Origin of the sequence: Sporosarcina koreensis (assembly GCF_001531445.1) — a bacterium.
Taxonomy (GTDB): Bacteria; Bacillota; Bacilli; order Bacillales_A; family Planococcaceae; genus Sporosarcina; species Sporosarcina koreensis_C.
Window position 1 is genome coordinate 17,847 of the sequence record NZ_LQYA01000203.1, and the last position, 20,057, is coordinate 37,903.

The 20,057-nt window shown below is 43.5% G+C and carries 23 protein-coding genes; 15 read left to right on the forward strand and 8 right to left on the reverse strand.

Annotated features, from left to right (window positions below):
* From AWV70_RS18835 to AWV70_RS18875, 9 genes are all read left to right on the forward strand, one after another.
* Entirely contained in the window at positions 1-852 is an 852-nt protein-coding gene (locus AWV70_RS18835) for a pentapeptide repeat-containing protein (protein WP_060210077.1), read from the forward strand.
* 39 nt (positions 853-891) lie between these two features.
* On the forward strand, positions 892-1,407 hold the full coding sequence (locus AWV70_RS18840) for a GrpB family protein (protein ID WP_060210078.1): 516 nt from the start codon (positions 892-894) through the stop codon (positions 1,405-1,407).
* A gap of 21 nt (positions 1,408-1,428) precedes the next feature.
* On the forward strand, positions 1,429-1,989 hold the full coding sequence (locus AWV70_RS18845; protein ID WP_082713710.1) for an NUDIX hydrolase: 561 nt from the start codon (positions 1,429-1,431) through the stop codon (positions 1,987-1,989).
* Between the two features lie 50 nt (positions 1,990-2,039).
* Positions 2,040-2,774 carry a class I SAM-dependent methyltransferase gene (locus tag AWV70_RS18850; protein ID WP_060210079.1) on the forward strand — a complete coding sequence of 245 codons (735 nt, stop codon included), beginning with the start codon at positions 2,040-2,042 and terminating at the stop codon, positions 2,772-2,774.
* 83 nt (positions 2,775-2,857) lie between these two features.
* Positions 2,858-3,358, forward strand: a complete 501-nt coding sequence (locus tag AWV70_RS18855; protein WP_060210080.1) for a GyrI-like domain-containing protein — start codon at positions 2,858-2,860, stop codon at positions 3,356-3,358.
* 124 nt (positions 3,359-3,482) lie between these two features.
* A complete protein-coding gene (locus AWV70_RS18860) occupies positions 3,483-4,028 on the forward strand; it encodes a GNAT family N-acetyltransferase (RefSeq protein WP_060210081.1) in 546 nt (181 codons plus the stop codon).
* A gap of 94 nt (positions 4,029-4,122) precedes the next feature.
* On the forward strand, positions 4,123-4,470 hold the full coding sequence (locus AWV70_RS18865) for a MazG nucleotide pyrophosphohydrolase domain-containing protein (RefSeq protein WP_060210082.1): 348 nt from the start codon (positions 4,123-4,125) through the stop codon (positions 4,468-4,470).
* Between the two features lie 80 nt (positions 4,471-4,550).
* Positions 4,551-4,808, forward strand: a complete 258-nt coding sequence (locus AWV70_RS18870) for a hypothetical protein (RefSeq protein ID WP_060210083.1) — start codon at positions 4,551-4,553, stop codon at positions 4,806-4,808.
* On the forward strand, positions 4,808-5,092 hold the full coding sequence (locus AWV70_RS18875; protein ID WP_060210084.1) for a retropepsin-like aspartic protease: 285 nt from the start codon (positions 4,808-4,810) through the stop codon (positions 5,090-5,092). Before AWV70_RS18870 ends, AWV70_RS18875 begins: the two co-directional genes overlap by 1 nt.
* A 162-nt stretch (positions 5,093-5,254) precedes the next feature.
* On the opposite strand, the gene AWV70_RS18880 is transcribed toward AWV70_RS18875, so the two are convergent.
* Genes AWV70_RS18880 through AWV70_RS18895 form a run of 4 tightly spaced genes read right to left on the reverse strand, consistent with a single transcriptional unit; the run spans position 5,255 to position 8,327 of the window.
* Positions 5,255-5,818: a hypothetical protein gene (locus tag AWV70_RS18880; protein ID WP_060210085.1), complete on the reverse strand. Its 564-nt coding sequence runs from the start codon at positions 5,816-5,818 to the stop codon at positions 5,255-5,257.
* A 36-nt stretch (positions 5,819-5,854) separates the two neighbouring features.
* Positions 5,855-6,811 (reverse strand): RNA methyltransferase, encoded by a 957-nt coding sequence (locus AWV70_RS18885; protein WP_235588758.1) that lies wholly within the window; start codon positions 6,809-6,811, stop codon positions 5,855-5,857.
* Positions 6,808-7,368 carry a hypothetical protein gene (locus tag AWV70_RS18890; RefSeq protein ID WP_060210086.1) on the reverse strand — a complete coding sequence of 187 codons (561 nt, stop codon included), beginning with the start codon at positions 7,366-7,368 and terminating at the stop codon, positions 6,808-6,810. The genes AWV70_RS18885 and AWV70_RS18890 overlap by 4 nt, the downstream gene beginning before the upstream one ends.
* A gap of 56 nt (positions 7,369-7,424) precedes the next feature.
* Positions 7,425-8,327 carry a cation diffusion facilitator family transporter gene (locus AWV70_RS18895; RefSeq protein ID WP_060210087.1) on the reverse strand — a complete coding sequence of 301 codons (903 nt, stop codon included), beginning with the start codon at positions 8,325-8,327 and terminating at the stop codon, positions 7,425-7,427.
* A 282-nt stretch (positions 8,328-8,609) separates the two neighbouring features.
* Here AWV70_RS18895 and argH point away from each other — a divergent pair, with 282 nt between their 5' ends.
* On the forward strand, positions 8,610-9,938 hold the full coding sequence (gene argH, locus AWV70_RS18900; RefSeq protein ID WP_060210088.1) for an argininosuccinate lyase: 1,329 nt from the start codon (positions 8,610-8,612) through the stop codon (positions 9,936-9,938).
* Positions 9,939-10,105: 167 nt separating this feature from the next.
* Here argH and AWV70_RS18905 read toward each other — a convergent pair whose 3' ends face one another.
* The 4 genes from AWV70_RS18905 to AWV70_RS18920 all read right to left on the reverse strand — a co-directional run bounded on the left by AWV70_RS18905 (position 10,106) and on the right by AWV70_RS18920 (position 14,136).
* Complete coding sequence (locus AWV70_RS18905; protein WP_160327686.1) at positions 10,106-11,668, reverse strand: YndJ family protein; 1,563 nt, start codon at positions 11,666-11,668, stop codon at positions 10,106-10,108.
* Complete coding sequence (locus AWV70_RS18910; protein ID WP_060210090.1) at positions 11,661-12,269, reverse strand: DUF4166 domain-containing protein; 609 nt, start codon at positions 12,267-12,269, stop codon at positions 11,661-11,663. Before AWV70_RS18910 ends, AWV70_RS18905 begins: the two co-directional genes overlap by 8 nt.
* A gap of 8 nt (positions 12,270-12,277) precedes the next feature.
* Positions 12,278-13,174, reverse strand: coding sequence for a DoxX-like family protein (locus tag AWV70_RS18915; protein WP_060210091.1), 897 nt, complete (start codon positions 13,172-13,174; stop codon positions 12,278-12,280).
* A 182-nt stretch (positions 13,175-13,356) separates the two neighbouring features.
* On the reverse strand, positions 13,357-14,136 hold the full coding sequence (locus tag AWV70_RS18920) for an enoyl-ACP reductase FabI (protein WP_060210092.1): 780 nt from the start codon (positions 14,134-14,136) through the stop codon (positions 13,357-13,359).
* Between the two features lie 197 nt (positions 14,137-14,333).
* Here AWV70_RS18920 and argC point away from each other — a divergent pair, with 197 nt between their 5' ends.
* From argC to AWV70_RS18945, 5 genes are all read left to right on the forward strand, one after another.
* A complete protein-coding gene (gene argC / locus AWV70_RS18925; protein ID WP_060210093.1) occupies positions 14,334-15,368 on the forward strand; it encodes an N-acetyl-gamma-glutamyl-phosphate reductase in 1,035 nt (344 codons plus the stop codon).
* Between the two features lie 15 nt (positions 15,369-15,383).
* Complete coding sequence (argJ, locus tag AWV70_RS18930) at positions 15,384-16,610, forward strand: bifunctional ornithine acetyltransferase/N-acetylglutamate synthase (protein ID WP_060210094.1); 1,227 nt, start codon at positions 15,384-15,386, stop codon at positions 16,608-16,610.
* Positions 16,573-17,352 carry an acetylglutamate kinase gene (gene argB, locus AWV70_RS18935; protein ID WP_060210095.1) on the forward strand — a complete coding sequence of 260 codons (780 nt, stop codon included), beginning with the start codon at positions 16,573-16,575 and terminating at the stop codon, positions 17,350-17,352. The genes argJ and argB overlap by 38 nt, the downstream gene beginning before the upstream one ends.
* Positions 17,349-18,494, forward strand: a complete 1,146-nt coding sequence (locus tag AWV70_RS18940; RefSeq protein ID WP_060210096.1) for an acetylornithine transaminase — start codon at positions 17,349-17,351, stop codon at positions 18,492-18,494. Before argB ends, AWV70_RS18940 begins: the two co-directional genes overlap by 4 nt.
* A 274-nt stretch (positions 18,495-18,768) precedes the next feature.
* On the forward strand, positions 18,769-19,995 hold the full coding sequence (locus AWV70_RS18945) for a CynX/NimT family MFS transporter (protein ID WP_060210097.1): 1,227 nt from the start codon (positions 18,769-18,771) through the stop codon (positions 19,993-19,995).
* Positions 19,996-20,057: the final 62 nt, after the last annotated feature.

Sequence of the window (20,057 nt, forward strand, 5' to 3'; positions counted from 1 at the left end):
ATGAATAATGAAACAGCCAAAGAGATTAGAAAAAGTTTAACGGCTGATTGTACGAAGTGCTTTGGACTTTGCTGCACCGCGCTTACGATTGTTGCATCGAGCGATTTCTCGATTAATAAGCCTGCAGGTAGCCCTTGTGCTAATTTACAATCCAATTATGGTTGCCGAATTCATAGTAACTTACGAGAAAGCGGTTTTAAAGGCTGCACAGTGTTTGACTGTTTAGGTGCCGGGCAATTTGTTTCCCAAGTTACTTTCAAAGGTCAAAGTTGGCGGCGTAATCCCGAAACAGCAGATAAAATGTTCCGAGTGTTTCCGATCATGGAACAAATACATGAAATGATTGCGTATACGGCAGAAGCCTTGTCGTATGACATACCCCGTGTTTTGTCAGAACAATTGAGTGTCCAGTTAATAGAATTGCAGAACTTAACAATGCTTGATGCTGATCAATTATTATCTCTTGATTTAGTGATGTACAGATTTAAGTTGAATAAATTGCTTACAGAAACAAGCGAGTATATTCGACAAATATTAATTGCAACGTTGCCTACATCTAAAAATGCCAAGAACTATAATCAAGAAAGAACCGACTGGATTGGCAAAAAGTTAAATGGCAAAGATTTAAGGGCAACAAATTTTAGGGGAGCCTATTTGATTGCTGTTGATCTGAGAAATGCAGATTTACGGGGTGTTGATTTTATTGGGACTGATTTGCGTGACGCTGATGTAAGAGGAGCAAATTTATCTACAAGTATGTTTTTAACTCAAATGCAACTCAACTCAGCGAAAGGTGATGAAAAGACTTCATTGCCGACTCATATTCAAAAACCATCCCATTGGATGAATTGATAGGGCGAATTTAATGTTCAATGGCAAGGAGGAACTTATTTGAAAGTAAGGCTGTCGGAGTATGATGGAAATTGGGTTCAAATGTTCAATAATGAAGCTATATTTTTAAGAGGAGTATTCGGGGAGGAAATCATCAAATTTGAACATTTCGGAAGTACTTCTGTTCCGGGCATAAAGGCAAAGCCTGTCATTGATATGATGTGTTTCGTGAAAGACATTGAGAAAATCGATACGTTTAATGGCCGGATGCATTCACTTGGATATGACGTTGCAGGTGAATGGGGAATTGAAGGTCGGCGGTTATTTCGTAAGGGCGGGGAAAACAGAACTCATCACATTCATGTTTATGAGCAGGGCAACCCGCATATCCAAAGACACTTGATATTGCGGGATTATTTGAGAACTCATCCCGACGAAGTTGAACGTTATACATATTTGAAAGAAGAATTGGCTCAAAAATATGATGACACAGCTTTTTATAGCAAAGCAAAAAAGCCATTCGTGAAGGAGTTGGAACAGCGGGCGTTGAATTGGTATGAAAGCCAAGAAAAATAACGAAAGACTGGAGGGGTTCTAGTGGAATTTTGGGATATATACGATAAGAACCGAATAAAAACTGGAAGGATGCACGAGCGGGGAACCCCCATTCCTGACGGAGATTATCATTTGGTCGTCTCAATTTGGATTATTAATAGTAGACAAGAAATACTGTTAGCCAAAAGGCATCCGGAGAAGCTTTATCCAAACATGTGGGAATGCCCTGGTGGATCTGCTTTAGCGGGAGAAAACAGTCTGGAAGCTGCATTGAGGGAAGTAAAAGAAGAAATCGGGATTGACCTATCGAGTTGCAATGGAGAACTAATGAAAAGTGAAAGGCGCATGCATAATTTCCGTGATGTCTGGTTATTTACTCATGATTTTTCAATTGAAGACACTGTGCTTCAGCCAGAAGAGGTAATTGATGCTAAATGGGTTACTATACTGGAACTGGAAAGTCTGTTTAATGAAGGTGTTGTTGTTCCTTCTCTAAGATATTATAAAAGTTTTTTCTTTGAATGTGTTCAGCGACAGCGATTAAACCGAATAGGTTATATTGCAGTTTATCAGAGACCACTGGTCATACACTGTGTAAATTAATTATATATCCCTGCGACTCACCAGCAAACAGGAGATGTTGACGATGAAACATGAAACAAAATAAATACGACGATCCAAATTTCTTTTCTGCCTATGAACAAATGTCTCGATCCGTGAAGGGGCTTGAGGCTGCAGGAGAATGGCATATTTTAAAGGAGCTTATACCAGATGTAAAAGATAAAACTGTACTCGATTTAGGTTGTGGTTTTGGGTGGCATTGTCGATATGCCCGTGAACAGCACGCAAATCTTGTGGTAGGTGTAGATATATCTGAAAAAATGATTCAAAGAGCGGTTGAAATGACCGAAGATCCGTTAATTTCATACATTCATTCATCAATAGAAGACATTGATTTTCAAGACTCCCAATTTGACGTGGTAATCAGCTCGCTTGCGTTTCACTATCTCAAATCGTTTAACTCCATCAGTAAAAGAGTTTATGATTACTTAAAACCCGGTGGAAGCTTTGTTTTTTCTGTTGAACATCCCATTTTCACTTCTCGAAAAGAGCAAGATTGGGTTTATGATAACCAAAGGAACCGTCTGCATTGGCCGGTTGATAATTATCAAAAAGAAGGAGTGCGTGAAACGTTGTTCTTAAATGAGAACGTTACAAAATACCATCGCACGGTTTCAACATATATAAATGACTTGATTGATGCAGGATTTATGATAAGAGTAGTCAAGGAATCGTTTCCATCATTTGAAAAGTTGAAAAGTAATCCTGAAATGGAAGATGAGAACCGGAGACCTATGTTTTTAATGATCTCTGCAGAAAAGAACTGAACATGCCTTACATCCTAAAAGGATATTGAAAGGTTGTTCGCTGACCTGTTAACTAAAATACGAAAATAGAAAGGAGTTTTTTTATGCAACATTTTCGGTATGAAATTGTGGAGATACCTGCCTATCGAGGAATGGGAATAAAGTGGAATGGAGCGTACACAGAAATTAATTCTTTGAAAGAATTTATTACGACAATGAGCAGTAGAGTAGGGGAGTTGGAATATGCAATCAATCCAAAAGTGCAATTAGGACTCTCATATCATCTTATGCCAGATGGGTTTGTACATTATTCTGTGTGTGAGGTTAGCGAAGAACAACAGCTACCTGAGGGGATGGTAGAAATAAATGTACCGAAAATGACCTACTTAATGATACACCACAAAAAAGATCAAGACATCGGTCAAACTTATGATAAGATCTTTCAATGGCTGAAGGAAAGTGACTATGAGCCATTTAGGGAGTCTAACGTGGAATATTACGATCGTTTACCGATAAAACATGAAAGATATCCAAATGATCGCGATGTCAACAATCCGCATTTTGATATCTTAATTCCTATTAGTAAGCGGCTACAAAATAAATAATCTGTTATTTTTAATTGTTGGACACTGTGGACTGTGACTGAATAAATACTTCATGCACTTGGCATCGTCTGCGCATTAATTTCAAAATGAAATGTTGATTAGGGAACCAATGGAGGACAGTAATATGATCAATAACCTAATAAGTGACAGAATTAGTATTCGGGAAATGGAAGAAAGCGATTGGATAGAAGTTCACAAATATGGCTCACTGGAAAAGGTTTGTCAGTTTCAGCCTTGGGGCCCAAATTCAGAGCAGGATTCCAAGGATTTTGTGAAGCAAGTTCTCATAGATGCAAAAAGAGAACCGAGGAGCCGATTCGTCTTTGCCGTAATTGTAAAGGAAAGTGGGGGAATGATTGGTGCAGGTGAACTTACTATTCGAGATTATACCAATAGGGCCGGTGAGATAGGCTATATAGTAAATCCCCAATATTGGGGGAAAGGATTCGCAACAGAAGTAGCGAAACTGTTACTTGCATATGGCTTTACTGATTTAAAACTCCATCGTATTTTTGCGACTTGTGACCCGAGAAATGTTGGGTCATTAAGGGTGCTAGAGAAAATAGGAATGAGTAAGGAAGGTAGGATGCGTGAGGACTTATTACTAAGAGACGGCTGGCGGGATTCGCTTTTGTACAGCATCTTAGAGCATGAGTGGGGTAGGAGATAAAAAGACTTTTGAGGTTTTGTGGCGGTGTAAAATAGAAATAGTCTATTTAGATAAAAAATATGAGTATAAATAATTCGCATTGAGAGGACTTATTATGGAGCATTTAACGTTTCAAGCGTTGCAAAATTATTTGGCATTAAAATACAAAGAAGGTCGTACTTCATCAGGGTTATTCATGAAATTAGTAGAAGAAATAGGGGAAGTAGCAGAGGTTTTAAACCAGTTGGAAGGACGAAAATCAATTACATCGGATATTTCCCTGGAACAAGAGTTAGTTGATGTAATCCATTACGCGGTAGCCATTGCAAGTATAAATCAAATTGATTTGTCAAAAGCAATACTAGAAAAAGACAAGCAAGCCGCAGTGAAATATAATCAATCTCCGAATTTGGAAGAGTTTATGGCCATCGGAAACATGATGTCATCACAGGAAATACAGTAAAACTCCTGTTTTTGAAATTTTATAAATGCGTAAAAGTAAGTTATAATATGAGAAAGAAATGCTTTGGGAGGTGACTTTAAATGAAATGGGAAGATGTACGTCAAGCATTTCCGGAACAATGGGTTTTGATTGAAGCTGTACAAGCTTATACGAATGAGGATAGTGAACGAATTTTGGAAGATGTTACACCTTTAGATAGATATTCTAATTCCCCAGATGCAATGAAAGCATATCAAGAACTTCATGGTGAGAATCCGACTCGCGAGTTGTATGTTCTTCATACAAAACGTAAGAATCCGAATATTATTGAGAAAAAGTGTGTAGGTGTGAGGCGATAGTGAAAAGGTTGATCATTGATGATGGGCTATTACTTACTACGATAGAATTAACATATAAAGGACAGGCGTTATTGCTGGAGCGTGTTCTGGTTGACACAGGTTCTGGAGGAACGATTATTTCAGCGGATTTAGCAGAGTCGATAGGTATAATTGCAGAAGAAGATGATATGATATACCGAATTAGTGGCGTCGGAGGTTCAGAGTTTGTCTTTACTAAAAAGTTGATTCAATTAAAATTGGACAAACCGAAACAAGTAATTTTCCATTGGAGATCGGAGCAATGAACTATGGCTTTGATTTAGATGGCATTATTGGACTGGATTTATTACAGCAAATTAAAGCTATAATTAACATTGATAAACTAACAATAGAGTTCAATTAAAAGGCAAGTATAGTTGATTACTCTGTACTTGCCTTCCAGTGGATTGTTGGAGTAAGTATACTATCTACTTAATAAACTTCTCAATCTCATCCTTATGATCGTCTACTAACTTATCCAATAACTGATTTATTTTTTTGTCGAATTCTTCTACATCATCGACTTCAACTGATTCAAATGACTGCCCAAGCTTCTCTTCAATGTAAGCAACCATATATGCGCTTATTTCATTCATTATTTCGTAATGTTTAACGATGTACTCTTCTGGATTCATATTAAGCTTTTTAGCCTGCGATTCTGGAAATTGACGCAATTCTTTTGCCATTTCACTGTCATCGTCCTTTGGATAAAGCTCAACGGCTGAACTTTTTGTTTCTTGAATTTCCTGTAGCTTGTCGGACACATCGAGATTCAGTCTCTTTGCCTCCTGTACGGCTAATGTCGCTTTTATCATCCCATCAAGATTGTCTAACACTTGATCATCCGCATATAGAAACCTCAGCTCACCAACTGTAATTTCTTCCCCTCTGACAATAGCCGCAACATCATCATCTTCATACTTTGAAATGGAATTACATCCAGCCAAGAACATCAAACAGCTAAGAAACATGACGCGCGCAAATCTTTTCAAGTATCCCACCCCTTTGTTTACATGAACATTTCCCTTTCATTCACAAACAACGACTTGTCGTTCGAACGTTCCTTTTTTCGCTACACAGCGGTCGACAATCGTGAAGCCAGCTTCCATAATCATATGATCCATCGGTTCAATCGTGACAACTATGAGTCTGGAAGTAATCCGTCTGGCATCCTTTAAAATGTCCTGTTGTCCATCTGTGGTGATATGTGTAAACAGATTGTACGGCATATCGATTATGGCGGCGTCATATGTATCCGTCACTTCGGAAATAGGGCCTTTAACAACTTCCCCCTCCAACCCGAAGTGGGCGAGGTTCTTCCTGGAGCCGAGGCAGACGAGAGGGTTGATGTCCCTGCCGACAATGTCGATGCCCATCGAGCGCGCTTCGACCAAGACAGTTCCGATTCCGCAGCAAGGATCTATCGCTCGGATGCCTTCTGGATGCGGTACGGCGATGTTCGCGACAGCTCGTGCAACACGAGTGCTCAATGCTGTGGAGTACATATGAGGCTTTTGCATATGGAATCGCCAGATCGGCTCGCTTTCCTGAACAATGCCGAAATGCCAAACTTCATCCAGTAAGACGACTCCAAAGGTAACTTCTGGTTCAAGGAGATCGGCTTCTCCTTGAATCACTTCACCGATTTCCCGCTCGATTGAACGCCTATCTGGATGATGAAGTTTAGCTGTCGCATTGAGCGCAATCGAATTTAAGCAAGTCACTCTGAATGACTTATGTGTGACGAGCTCGGATGCTTGCCCTTTTATTTCATTCAAGTCGTTTCCGGAGAATAAAACTTCCAGACGCTCTTTCATGAAAGGACTTCTGCTCGGATCAATTTTCACGTTGCTCTTTATGACGTTCGAGGGGCTGTCAAAGCCGAAAAAGGCCCTCATTTCCAATCGACATAGATCATGTTCGTCTTTTTGCCTTACATATGTGTAGATGAATTCCTTGTTTTCAACTTCAAATGCTTGCTTCAATTGGCTGCCTCGATTGCTTCAAGCAATTTGAAAATGAACCGGTAGACGAGATCCATCGCATCTTTTATTGCCATGTCTTTATGGAAGCCTTCCAATTGGTCGAGCGGTATATTGATATCCCATAGTCCGTCTTGGTCGGAAAACATAGCACTATATGTTGCTGAACCGACATTAGCAGCCAAATATTCCTTCAAGAAAGCACTCCATTTTTTCTGCACTTTCAAACCGAAGAGGACAGTAGTCGTTTCAAAAACATCATCCATTTCTAAAGCGATCCCATCGACACCGATTGTTTCGAATGCAGTTGATTCAACAAACAAAAATTCATCAGCATGTTTGGTGAAATAAGAGACTGGTTCATTCATGAATGATACCGATTCACCTTTGATCACTTCTTCTGTTTCTTTCAAGCATCTTTCAATGACTGGAAAGCTCCATTCTTTATTGTTAATTTCAGCATTTTCCTCAATCAATTCTTGTTTGACTGCGTACTCTTTTTCAATTGGAAACAATGCTTCATTTTCAGCGACGATTCGTGCAATTTTATCTTTCAACATCGAAGACACTCCTTTTCATTCACCAGTATACATCACTTCACAGCCCTTATGCCGGATTATTCATCCGGATACCAAGGATTCAAATGGATGAGGACTTCATCCACATCTACATGTTCATTAATGATCAAATCCCGGATTTCACTTGAGATATCATGACCTTCTTGGATCGTCAATGTTCCGGAAATGCCGATCCGTAAGTCGACAAGGACATAATGACCATGCTCTCTTGCGCGCAGACGGTCGATTCTTTTCACTTCAGGAACCGTACGAACCAGCGCCGCGAATTCCCGGAGACGGTCTTCTGACACGTTCTTTTCCATTAGGATATCCATCGCCTCTATCCCGATTTCATAAGCTAGTCTGAGGACAAGCACCGAGACTATCACGCCTGCAAACGGATCTCCATACGACAAGAGGGGAATATGATAGGCATCACCGATCAATGCCAAGCCGATGCCGACAACAGCGGCAAGGGAAGCGTAGACATCTGCGAGATGGTCGTATGCCGTAGCTATTAATCCTTTACTGTTCACTTTTTTTCCTATGCGCATCGTGTATAGATAGAGTGCCTGCTTCCAAACAAGGGAGATGATAGCGGTGATTAATGCAATCACGCTCGCTTTCGCCGGCTCCTCGAAAAATGTTTTAACAGCTTCATAACCGATATAAATGGCGGCGATTCCTAAAATGATTGCAACGAGACCTGATCCGATGACCTCTGCTTTGCCATGCCCGTATGGATGGTCGTCATCAGCGGGGCGCTGTGAAAACCGCATGGACGTAAGGGCAGCTGCAGAAGCGACTACGTCCCCGGCGTTATGAAAGCCGTCTGCGAGCAGCACGGGGCTGTTGAAAAGGACACCAACGAGAATTTTCAAGACAGTTAATACAATATTGCTCATCAGACTGATCCAAATCGCAAAGACTGAAGCGATGGAATGGTTTTGATTAGTTGTCATTTATTATGCCTCCATACTGATTTTCCCCGGGGAAAGAAAAACCCCTGACATATTGTTGTCAAGGGTTTTGGGAAATATAATCTATAATTGCGCCTGTTATTGAGTTTTATCATCGTCATCACTCTTTTTTTCGTCAATGTATCAAGCATAGCATTACTTCATTATGCGGGCAAGGAATTGCTGATGATTTGCAGCTGTTTTCGAATTTCATTGCAATAGCAAATGGGATTAATTATAATACAATAAAGTGAATAAAAATACATAAAGAGAGGTTGATCATATATGAAACTTTGGGGTGGACGTTTTACGAGTCGTGCAGATGAAATTATGGAGCAGTTCAATACTTCATTGCCAGTTGACTATAGATTGTATAAAGAAGATATTGCGGGGAGCTTAGCCCACGTCAAGATGCTGGTCCAATGTGGTCTGCTGTCGTCGGCGGAGGGGGAGTTGCTCGTTCAAGGGCTTACTTCCATTCTGCATGATATCGACAATGGAGACCTGGTCATCGAAGGGGATTACGAAGACATCCATTCCTTTGTGGAGATGCATCTGACGGAAAGAATCGGAGAAACGGGGAAGAAGCTCCACACGGCACGCAGCCGAAACGACCAAGTGGCTGTCGACATGCGCCTCTATGCAAAGAATAAAGCGGTCGAGGTGATGGACGGGCTTCAAACGCTGATTGATTCCTTGCATGTAAAAGCAGCAGTGAATAACGTCATCATGCCTGGATATACGCATTTACAGCGAGCGCAAGTCGTTACATTCGGCCATCATCTAGGTGCGTATGAGCAGATGTTCAAGCGTGATAAAAAACGCGTCGGCAATGCACTCGAGCTGCTCGATGAAAATCCTTTAGGCTGTGGAGCGCTTGCTGGAACTACTCATGCGATCGACCGTGATATTACGACATCGCTGTTGGGGTTTGCAAAACCGGTTGATAATTTCTTGGATGGTGTGAGCGACAGAGATTACATGCTGGAGCTCATGTCCGATTTCTCGATCATCATGATGCATTTGAGCCGTTTGAGCGAAGAGATGATTTTATGGAGCAGCCAAGAGTTCAAATTCATAACGATGGCAGATGCATATTCTACGGGAAGCAGCATCATGCCGCAGAAGAAAAATCCGGATGCGGCGGAGTTGATCCGTGGGAAAACCGGAAGAGTGTACGGCTCCTTATTTGCTTTATTGACGACATTGAAAGGGTTGCCGCTGACGTATAATAAGGATATGCAGGAGGATAAAGAGCAATTTTTCGACGCACTCGATACGGTCCTTGATTGTATGGAAATCATGTCGAAGATGATCGACACATTGCAAGTGAATGCCGACAATATGAAAGCGGCCATCAAAGCCGGCTTCTTGAATGCGACCGAAGTGGCTGATTACTTGGTGGCAAAAGGCACCCCATTCCGCGACGCGCATGAAATCGTCGGGAAAATCATTATTTATTGCGAAGCGGAGAAAAAGGCGATTGAAGATTTGACAGTACAGGAGCTTGCAAAGTTCAGCGAGAAAATTGCGGATGATATTTACGACTATATCGACTATGAAAATATATTGACGAAAGGGAATAAGGGAATAATGAGGGAAGTGGGCAAGTAAGCTAATGCCGGGAAGCCAAGCGCTCATAAAAGGCGGTTTCGCGCTCATAAAAACCATTTCGCGCTCATAAACATCGGCCGCGCGCTCATAAAACTGAATACGCGCTCATAAACAGCATTTTTGCGCTCATAAACCAGAAAGCCAGAGGAAATTCCCTCTGGCTTTTGTCATGCCTTACGGATTCTATATTCAATCGTCAAAAACAGTATCGAAAAAAACCACATTTCATGCTTCGCGGTCATTGCCCCATCCTCCACTTCGCACACGACGAAATTTTCCTCCAGAGGCAGTTTGAAATATCTTCCAAACTTTGAAGTCAAATAGATTCCAGCGTCTGAAGTCGGATCGGTTTTCCTGCTCGTTAACTGTAAGGCATCGCCGATTTCACGAAGTTCCAATATGCCAGTCATCATAGAAAAGGGGAGCGGCAATGCGATGTTCATGAATTCCTTGTCAGTGGGAGATCTATGGTGGGAATAAAGGGCAATGAATGCATAGCGCTTGCCGACCTTCCGAATCCATGCGCGGACAGCATGTCTGCCATCTGAATCAGGCGAAAGAGTAATAATGTCTCCTGTCATTTCCACTTCATTTCGATGGAGCGGCAAGTTAATCTGCTCGGTTTTCCTGCTGATGAATGAATAAAAGAATGCAAAAGGCTTAAACCATCGATGCCAGTTGACAGTAGCGAACAGCCGGTAATCGATCGTGTTTTCGTAAAAGTCCACTATACATGGAGAAACTTTGCTAACTCCATATAGTCTCATATCATCTACAAGGCCCCTATGCATTCCGGAAGTACCAAGCTGTTCGACACGCTGTTTTCCTCGTACCCGGCTAATTGGGAAATCCGGTTCCTTATAGTTGGAATCAGGAACAGATAATGCCCATCCTGCAATTCCGAACAATGCAAAGATGATGCAATTCAAGATGCCATGAAAACGGAGCATGAATTCTATCGTAATGGAAGTAAGACCAAAACCGTTTCCGAGTACGTAAAGGAGCGAGAACATAATCGTCAGACCGAGAGATGTAAATGAAGTGACGACAAGCCACTTCTGCGTTCGTTTCGGATAGGAAGCTCGCCAAGCAATCGCGATCATCCCAGTTAATCCGACGATGTAAAGAAGAACAGAAAACAATTCAATCCATCGTGAAAATGTAATGCCGATTGCCACAACCATCGGCGCGGCCAATATTAGAATGCTGAATAACGGAAAGGACCGCGGCTTATGCAGTCTTCCAAGAAGTCCGATGAAAATAGGTAAAAGGAATGCGGAGTAATGGAAATGAATGCCTGTCAGCCACGTCAATAACGGGGTGAAACCTGTATCGATATCCGCAACGTAGGCAAAGTACCACCCGCCGCCGAGCACTATGTACATCCTCCCAAGATCGATTGAAAACTCTTCGATATTTGTAAATCCACGGCGTAGAAACCTAGACAATCCATATAGTGCGATGAATACAGTGAACGCCAAATAGATGATTGCAGGAATTACGGACCATTCGGGTGAAAATACTTGAATGATAGCAATCGAAACATAAGCGGGAAGTGCAAAATAATAATAGCGCTTGGAAAACCAATCCCCGCGATTCATGACAAACCGAAGAGCTACTGGCACATAGACAATTTGCGCAATTGTCAGCAGTAAAAAGGGCCAAGGGTCTTTGCTAAAAACAGCAATAATTATAAACAATAGAAAGTGTATTAGTACAAACTTACGCATTTTGCACAAACTCCCCTTCATAGGAAAACACATGTCCAATCAGTGGATTTCGCACACTTACATTTATACAGAAAACGCCATTCACTTCATCGTAGCGTTCTGCAACCGTTGCAAGTCCTTGAAAGAGTTTCGGCAGCGGCACTTCAGTTTTTCCGAGAACGAGACGTTGATTCAACGAATGGATTGTCAGCGAGCCATCGTCTGCAACGGCGAATGCTAAATCGGAATAGACAAGAGGAGGCTCCCCGAGATAATCTTTTATGACGAGGCGTGTTTCATCCAAACTCATCAACGCATTGAAATAACGCTTTGTCGAACCGAAATGAAAGATGCGCTCCCAATGGATTTGGCTCTCGCCATTCGGTCCGATTCGAGATACGTTCTTAATTGAAAAAGGAATGTTCTTTCCACGTTCCGGGAAAAGAAGTTTCCAGTTGACGCCGAGCGTGAAGAGGGGATAGAGCCACTTTGGACCGCCTTTGATTTCCTTCATCGTTCCCGTCGCTTCAAAAACACTGCCATCTGCAAGGTCATAACGCTTTTGCAGCATCGGATGCAGCCGTTCGAAATCTTCACCGAGAACCTTTCTATAAATGGTCACGTAAACATTCACCTTTTCCTTTTGCAACGTTTTGCCGTCGGGACGTCTTTACTCGTACAATAACCGATAAGAGAAAGAACAAACAATGCCAAATTGAATGTGACCGGGTTGAAAGGGTGGATAGCCGCTTCAGGCGCAGCAATGAGCGCTGCAATAGTGAGTAGTGGAAATACTGCTACCTGCAAGGCGAATATATGCTTTTTTCTCCTATATATAAGCCAGAGAACCCCGAACAGCACTTCAGCGATTCCAATGAAGATCATCAATGTTTCGGTCGCATCAAATGGAATCGTATTCGCCAGCATCCTTATTTCCTCGGGATGCTTCCCGATGATTTTCGGCACCAACCCATGATAGATCCAAATGAATGCAAATAGGATGGAAAGCCCATATGTCGTAAAAAAGCGGAAGTATTGGGAACGGGGGGCTTCCCCTTTTTCAAGCCATCTTTTCAGCACATCGAAACTGAGTGCGGTGCCCCATCCAATAAGCGGGCGGAAGACGAATGCATCAAACATATTTCCAAGCTTTCCAAAATTAACATCATAATCATATTGGGTGAGGAAAGTTGTCCCTTTTTTATTAGGTATATATTTCCAATATCCTCTCCCTTCTTTAATCGGCGAAAACCATTGATTTGTTCCAAATTGGAGGGAAGAGGAGCGGGTGCCATCTTTTTTATTCAGCGTCCCCGTACTTTTCCCCCAGCCTTCAACGGTGAGAAGGGGTGTAACGCTTCGTTTGTATGTAAACATTTGCGGTTCATCGTCTTTTTTCGGCAAATAAGTTATGGATGAAAACCGCAAATCCCATTGCGAATGCAAGTTCGGATTTTGAGATGCATTCCATAGCTCATCTATACCTGATTCAATTTCGATTTCAACGTAAATCGGCTTTTTTTTCATAAAATGTCACCTCATTAGTACGACGATACGCAGTACGGAATGTTTCGTTTTGCTAATGGATCATTTTCTAAGTTTTATCGTTCATTTCCCCGGGTATATGATTATTTCGTGACTTATGACTTATGCTGTTTGTATGTTTCCATCAACTTAAAAAGAAAAAAGGAGCCGCTAAGCTCCTTTTTTCATCCCATTATATTGTAGCCACCGTCGACGTAAATAATTTCGCCAGTTACACCGCTTGAAAGATCGCTTAACATCGCAATTGACATCTTCGCGACTTCCTCATTTGTAATATTGCGTTTCAATGGAGCTTTTTCTTCGATCTGCCCCAAAATCGTGTTGAAGGAAGGAACGCCTTTTGCGGAAAGGGTACGGACTGCGCCTGCTGAAATTGCATTGACGCGGATCGCTTCTTTCCCTAAATCATTTGCCAAGTAGCGGACAGACGCTTCAAGCGCAGCCTTCGCAACACCCATGACATTATAGCCGTCAAGTACCCGTTCAGCACCTAAATAGCTCATCGTGATGATCGAGCCGCCTTCCGTCATGAAACGGCGCGCTTCCCTTGCAGTCGCTACCAGTGAATACGAGCTTGAATCTTGCGCGAATGCATAACCGCTTCTCGTTGTATTTACAAAATCATTCTTCAAGTCTTCAGCATGCGCAAAGGCGATCGAGTGAACGATGCCGTGGATTGTTCCGAGCGTTTCACCAATTTGAGTAAATGCATGCTGAATACTTTCATCTTCATTCACATCACATTGGACAATCATTTTCGGTTCAAGTCCATTGCTTTCCAAAGCTTTCTCGAGCTTGGCAAGAGAACGTTCCTTACGATACGTGAAAATCACATTCGCACCGACTTCAAAAAGAGTCTTCGCTACGCCCCATGCGATACTTCGCTCATTCGCCACACCCATTACGACAATGTTTTTCCCTTTAAGTTTCAATAAATCTTCCATAGTGACCTCCTCAATCGGTAGAAAACTATCACCTAATATTAGTACCTGATAATAACAATAGTATAGCATATTCTCCTCTAATTCAAAACTCCAATTCTGTGTGTATGAATAAAACTTGTTATAAAATTTATATTAATACAGTTGACTTTATATTTATGCATACGTATACTAATTTTAACGATAAAAGGGGTGGGGACATGAAGATAGGAATCATCGGTGCTTCAGGCTATGGCGGGCTTGAATTGATCCGTTTGCTGCATAATCATCCGGAAGTGGAACAACTCGATTTATACACATCATCAGATGAAGGGACATCGTTTTCCGCCAAGTATCCACATGTATCCAACTTGTATGATCAACCTCTTCTCAAGATCGATCATGCGCAGTTGAAAAACTATGATGTCCTATTTGCCAGTACGCCAGCTGGGGTGACGAGCCGCTTGCTGCCATCGCTCATTGGCAGTGGTCCGAAGTTGATCGATTTGTCAGGAGATTTCCGGCTGAAGGATGCCTCGGAATACGAACGCTGGTACAAAAAAAATCCTGCACCAGCAGAAGCCGTGCAGCAAAGCGCATACGGATTGACGGAATGGAATTCAGAAGAAATCCGGAACGCACAGCTCATCGCGAACCCCGGCTGCTATCCGACTGCGGTGCTCCTTTCTTTATTGCCATTACTAAAAGAAAGACTGATAGATTCATCAGCGCTTATCATCGATGCGAAAAGCGGCGTATCGGGAGCCGGGAATACACCAGGTCCGATGACGCATTTCAGTGAGACGAATGAAAACTTCTCCATTTATAAAATCCATGAACATCAGCATATCCCTGAAATCGAACAGGGTATGGAACTGTTTGGCGGTCAAAAGTCGCCGGTGACGTTTACAACACATCTCGTCCCGATGACGAGGGGCATCATGGCGACAAGTTATGCACCTGTCAATGCCGGCGTTACGGAAGAACAGCTTGTCAGCTGCTTGCAGGAAACATACGCAGGACGGCCTTTTGTAAGGATCATGAAAGAATCGGCAAAGTTTTGCACGAAGCAAGTTGCCGGCTCGAATTACTGTGATATTCATGTGAAAGTGGATCCGAGAACGAATCGGGCAACAATCGTCGCGGTCATTGATAATTTGGTGAAAGGGGCTGCCGGCCAGGCGGTCCAAAATATGAATGTGCAATTCGGCTTGGATGAAACGACAGGTTTGACGCAAGTCCCGTTATTTATTTAAAGAGGAGGAATTGGTATGGCGGTAGCTGTTCAACATTTGAAACGAGTTTCAGGAAAAAATATTGCAACACCGAAAGGATTTAAAGCGGTCGGCATCCATTGTGGACTGAAGCATAAGAAATACGATTTGGCGGTTTTGCTTAGTGAAGTGCCTGCGAGTGTGGCGGGGGTTTTCACGACAAACGCCATCCAAGCGGCTCCTCTTATAGTAACTAAGGAAGTGGTGCAGCAAACCGGTCATATGCAAGCGGTCATCATCAATTCAGGCAACGCGAATGCATGCACTGGGAAACAGGGCATGATAGATGCGCTAGTGATGCAAGAGAAAACGGCTGAGCGTTTCGGCATCGCTTCGAACTTGGTCGGAGTAGCGTCAACAGGCGTCATCGGTGAGAAAATGAATATGGAGCCTTTGTTGAAAGGGATCGGGCAGCTGAAGCCGACGAGCACTCTTGAAGGGTCCATCCAGTTTTCACAAGCGATCTTGACGACAGATACCGTCACGAAAAATACGACATACCGGACGGAAGTGGATGGCAAGGAGGTCATCATCGCGGGGACGGCGAAAGGTTCCGGAATGATTGAACCGAATATGGCAACGATGCTTGGCTTCATAACGACTGATGCCAACATCCAATCAGGTTATTTGCAGGAAGCGTTGAAATCGGTAACAGATGTGACGTTCAATTCGATTACAGTCGACGGGGATACGTCGACAAACGACATGGTGCTCGTGCTGGCAAATGGAATGGCGGGCAATCAATCATTATCTCCCGCCCATCCAGACTGGGACTCCTTCATCCAAACATTGCATGCGGTCGCTCAAGACCTTGCAAAAATGATAGCAAAAGACGGGGAAGGGGCGACGAAACTCATTGAAGTGGAAGTGGATGGCGCGATGACGGATGCTGAAGCGAGAAAAATCGCCAAGACGGTCGTTGGGTCTCCGCTTGTGAAAACGGCAGTGTTCGGCTGCGACGCGAACTGGGGGAGGGTCATTGCGGCGGTCGGTTATAGCGGTGCGTCTGTCGATCCGTTAGGGATCACGATTAAAATTGGTGACACGACAGTCGTAACGGACGGTGAGCCGGTAAACTTTTCGGAAGAGGAGCTGCTTCTTTATTTAAAACAGCCGGAAGTGAAAATCTTTGTCGGGTTGAATAAAGGAAGCGGTAACGGAATAGCATGGGGGTGCGATTTGACATATGACTACGTCCAAATCAATGCTTCCTACCGATCATAAGCGGATCGTCATTAAGCTTGGAGGAAGCATGCTAGAAGGGTTGCAAAGCGGCTTTTTTAAGAAATTCCACGAAATGCAAAGTGAGGGCAAGAAAATCGTCATCGTCCATGGCGGTGGGCCTTCCATCAATGCAGCGTTACGAAAAAATGCCATTGAGTCGAACATCGACAATGGCATCCGGGTCACTTGCGAAAAGTCCATCGGCATTGTAAAGGATGTGCTGATCAGCGAAGTGAATCTATCACTCGTACATCAGTTGAATCGTGCAGGCATCGATGCTATTGGACTGAGCGGATTCGACGGCAAGCTATTGACGTGTACATTGCTGGATGAAGACCGATATGGATTCGTCGGTGACATACAGCATGTGAATGATAGTCTGCTTGAGAAGTTACTAGCCGCCGGAATCGTCCCTGTCGTTTCTTGTATTGGAGCAACGGATTGCGGCAAGCCGCTCAATATAAATGCCGATACAGTCGCTAGCAAAGTAGCCCTTGCGATTCAAGCGGAAAGCCTTCTGTTTGTGACAGATACACCGGGAATCAAAATCAGAAATGAAATTCAAACAGCTGTCTCCCCAGTTGATATAGGATATTGGATAGCAACAGGGGATATATATGGCGGAATGATACCGAAAGTGCATGCCGCTATTGACTGCTTGGAAGCCGGCGTGCCGTCCGTCCAAATTGCTGATCAGCATTTAGGAGGAACAACAATCGGATTTGAGGAGGTATTCAGTTGAGTGCTTTATTCAACAATTATGCACGGCGTCCTGTGCATCTCGTAAAAGGCGAGGGGACGGTCGTGGAAGATGCGGACGGTAAGACGTACCTCGATTTCACAAGCGGCATTGCTGTCGTCAGCCTCGGTCATGCGCATCCCGCAATCGTCAAGGCGATACAGATACAAAGCGAAAAGCTTTGGCATGTATCGAATTTATTTAAGAGTCCGGGGCAGGAAAAGCTCGCCGCCTCTCTACTAAAAGACACGCACTTTTCCCATGGTTTCTTCTGCAATAGCGGAGCAGAAGCGAATGAAGCGGCGATCAAGCTCGCGAGAAAGCATACGGGCAAATCGACCATCATTACGTTCTACCAATCATTCCATGGCCGTACATTCGGGGCGATGTCAGCGACGGGTCAAGAGAAGATCAAGCAAGGATTCGGTCCGATGCTTGAAACGTTCAAGACGGTGCCATTCAATGATTCTGCAAAATTGGAAGCCGCTATCGACGACGACGTGGCCGCCATTATGCTGGAAGTAATTCAAGGAGAAGGGGGCATCCACACCGTTGCACCCGAATTTGCTTCGGTCATTACAGACATTTGCCAGTCGAAAGGGATTCTATGCATTGTCGATGAAGTGCAGACGGGTATCGGACGGACCGGCACCCGTTATGCATACGAGCATGCGGAGGTAAAACCGGATATTCTAACACTGGCAAAAGGATTGGGAGGGGGCTTCCCGATTGGAGCGATGCTCGGAACGGCCGATCTATTCGATGCATTCGGACCTGGGAGCCACGGCACTACATTCGGCGGTAACCCGCTCGCTGTGGCGGTTGCGCAAACTGTCGTAGACCATGTTTTTGAGGAAGGGTTCTTGAAGGAGGTCAGCGGCAAATCCGATGCTTTGTTTAGGAAGTTGAAGGAGAACCTGCCGACTGAACGATTTGAAGTGCGCGGGCAAGGATTGCTCATCGGCATTGATTGCAAGGAAGACGTCGCACCTTTCATCCGCCAGGCGGAAGAAGGGGGGCTGCTCATCGTACAAGCGGGTTCCAACGTGATCCGTTTGCTGCCGCCGTTAACTGTGACTGAGCAGGAAATTGATCAGGCGGTTGATATCCTGACATCGATTTTGCTTGTACCGACGACTGTATAATCTAAACAAAACGGATCTCACAGAACTAGGGAGATCCGTTTTTTCAATGATTGTTTCTTAAACTTCGAATGAGTAAATAGTCCCGAAAAGAGCATAACTAGTCTCAACTCGTCAAGATTACGCCAAAACTGCCTCGAACTCGCGCGTAACTCTCCTAGATTGCGCCAAAACGCCACCAAACTCTCGCAAAACTGTCCGACCACATCACATCTTTAGAAAGAATGCCTACTATGATATGCTCATATAGCATTTATCACGAAAGGGAGACGACCAGATGAAGCTAAAGGAAACAGATAGGTCCACAAAGAAACTCAACTTCGAGAAAAAAACTTGGTTATTGATTATCGGCATCATTTTTATCGCATCAACACTGCGTTCCCCTTTAACTTCAGTGGGACCGATTATCGGTCCTATACGGGATGGGCTGGGAATGTCGAATGTGCTGGCGGGCTTCTTGACGACAATTCCTCTTTTGGCATTCGCCTTTATATCACCGTTTGCTCCTAAGCTCTCAAAAAGATTCGGCATGGAACTGACTCTATTCCTATCTCTATGTTTATTGACGGTCGGTATTTTAATCCGCTCAGCTGGTTCCATTTTCTTTTTGGTCGCTGGCACTTTCCTTATCGGTGTCGCCATCGCATTCGGAAATGTTTTATTGCCAGCCTTGTTGAAACTGAGCTTTCCATTACATATCGGATTAATGACAGGAATCTACTCGGTCGCTATGAACATTTCAGCGACGACTGCTTCGGGAATTAGCGCACCGATTGTGATCAATACAGAATTCGGTTGGCAAGGCGCGTTAGGGATTTGGGCTGCCTTATCCATGCTGGCGTTGTTATTATGGTTGCCGCAGCTGAAAAACAATGTATCCTTGCAACCGCAATTGGAAAAATCATTGGGGGATAAATCCGTTTCCTTATTGCGTTCGCCAATTGCTTGGGCGGTTACGTTTTTCATGGGCTTGCAGTCTTTGCTATTTTACTGTACAGCTGCATGGCTGCCCGAAATACTCGTATCTGATGGAATGACAGCCGAGAAAGCCGGCTGGATGTTTTCCCTTTTACAATTATCGCAATTACCGATGACGTTCATCATTCCGATACTAGCAGGCAGATTGAAAGATCAGCGAATAATCGTTATCGGAATAGCGGCATTGTACTTGATCGGCTATGGTGGAGTTCTTGCCGGAGGAACATCGTGGATTCCGTTATGGATGATTTTAATCGGCATTGCCGGCGGCGCCTCCTTTGGATTGGCTATGATGTTTTTCACACTACGAACGGTGACACATACAGAAGCCGCGGAATTATCAGGCATGGCCCAATCGTCAGGCTATCTACTAGCAGCTGTCGGACCTGTGCTGTTTGGATTTCTTCATGACATCACGGATTCATGGAAAAGTCCGTTGTTGATATTTATGATAGGTTCACTGCTCTTCCTGATTTGTGGATTGAAGGCAGGGCGAGATGAAAAAGTTGTTCTGTTAAAAAATTAATGTAACTTTTACCAATGTGCTCCGTCTAATTCATTGAATACCTGTAAGAAGGAGAGAGAGAA

Excerpts from the sequence above, each read along its gene's own strand:
- AWV70_RS18905 (WP_160327686.1), bottom strand. The coding sequence starts at position 11,668 with ATGCGTAAGTTTGTACTAATACACTTTCTATTGTTTATAATTATTGCT.
- AWV70_RS18860 (WP_060210081.1), top strand. The coding sequence starts at position 3,483 with ATGATCAATAACCTAATAAGTGACAGAATTAGTATTCGGGAAATGGAA.
- AWV70_RS18895 (WP_060210087.1), bottom strand. The coding sequence starts at position 8,327 with ATGACAACTAATCAAAACCATTCCATCGCTTCAGTCTTTGCGATTTGG.
- AWV70_RS18865 (WP_060210082.1), top strand. The coding sequence starts at position 4,123 with ATGGAGCATTTAACGTTTCAAGCGTTGCAAAATTATTTGGCATTAAAA.
- AWV70_RS18890 (WP_060210086.1), bottom strand. The coding sequence starts at position 7,368 with ATGTTGAAAGATAAAATTGCACGAATCGTCGCTGAAAATGAAGCATTG.
- AWV70_RS18850 (WP_060210079.1), top strand. The coding sequence starts at position 2,040 with ATGAAACAAAATAAATACGACGATCCAAATTTCTTTTCTGCCTATGAA.
- AWV70_RS18835 (WP_060210077.1), top strand. The coding sequence starts at position 1 with ATGAATAATGAAACAGCCAAAGAGATTAGAAAAAGTTTAACGGCTGAT.
- AWV70_RS18855 (WP_060210080.1), top strand. The coding sequence starts at position 2,858 with ATGCAACATTTTCGGTATGAAATTGTGGAGATACCTGCCTATCGAGGA.
- AWV70_RS18870 (WP_060210083.1), top strand. The coding sequence starts at position 4,551 with ATGAAATGGGAAGATGTACGTCAAGCATTTCCGGAACAATGGGTTTTG.
- argH (WP_060210088.1), top strand. The coding sequence starts at position 8,610 with ATGAAACTTTGGGGTGGACGTTTTACGAGTCGTGCAGATGAAATTATG.
- AWV70_RS18920 (WP_060210092.1), bottom strand. The coding sequence starts at position 14,136 with ATGGAAGATTTATTGAAACTTAAAGGGAAAAACATTGTCGTAATGGGT.
- AWV70_RS18945 (WP_060210097.1), top strand. The coding sequence starts at position 18,769 with ATGAAGCTAAAGGAAACAGATAGGTCCACAAAGAAACTCAACTTCGAG.
- argC (WP_060210093.1), top strand. The coding sequence starts at position 14,334 with ATGAAGATAGGAATCATCGGTGCTTCAGGCTATGGCGGGCTTGAATTG.
- argJ (WP_060210094.1), top strand. The coding sequence starts at position 15,384 with ATGGCGGTAGCTGTTCAACATTTGAAACGAGTTTCAGGAAAAAATATT.
- AWV70_RS18915 (WP_060210091.1), bottom strand. The coding sequence starts at position 13,174 with ATGAAAAAAAAGCCGATTTACGTTGAAATCGAAATTGAATCAGGTATA.
- argB (WP_060210095.1), top strand. The coding sequence starts at position 16,573 with ATGACTACGTCCAAATCAATGCTTCCTACCGATCATAAGCGGATCGTC.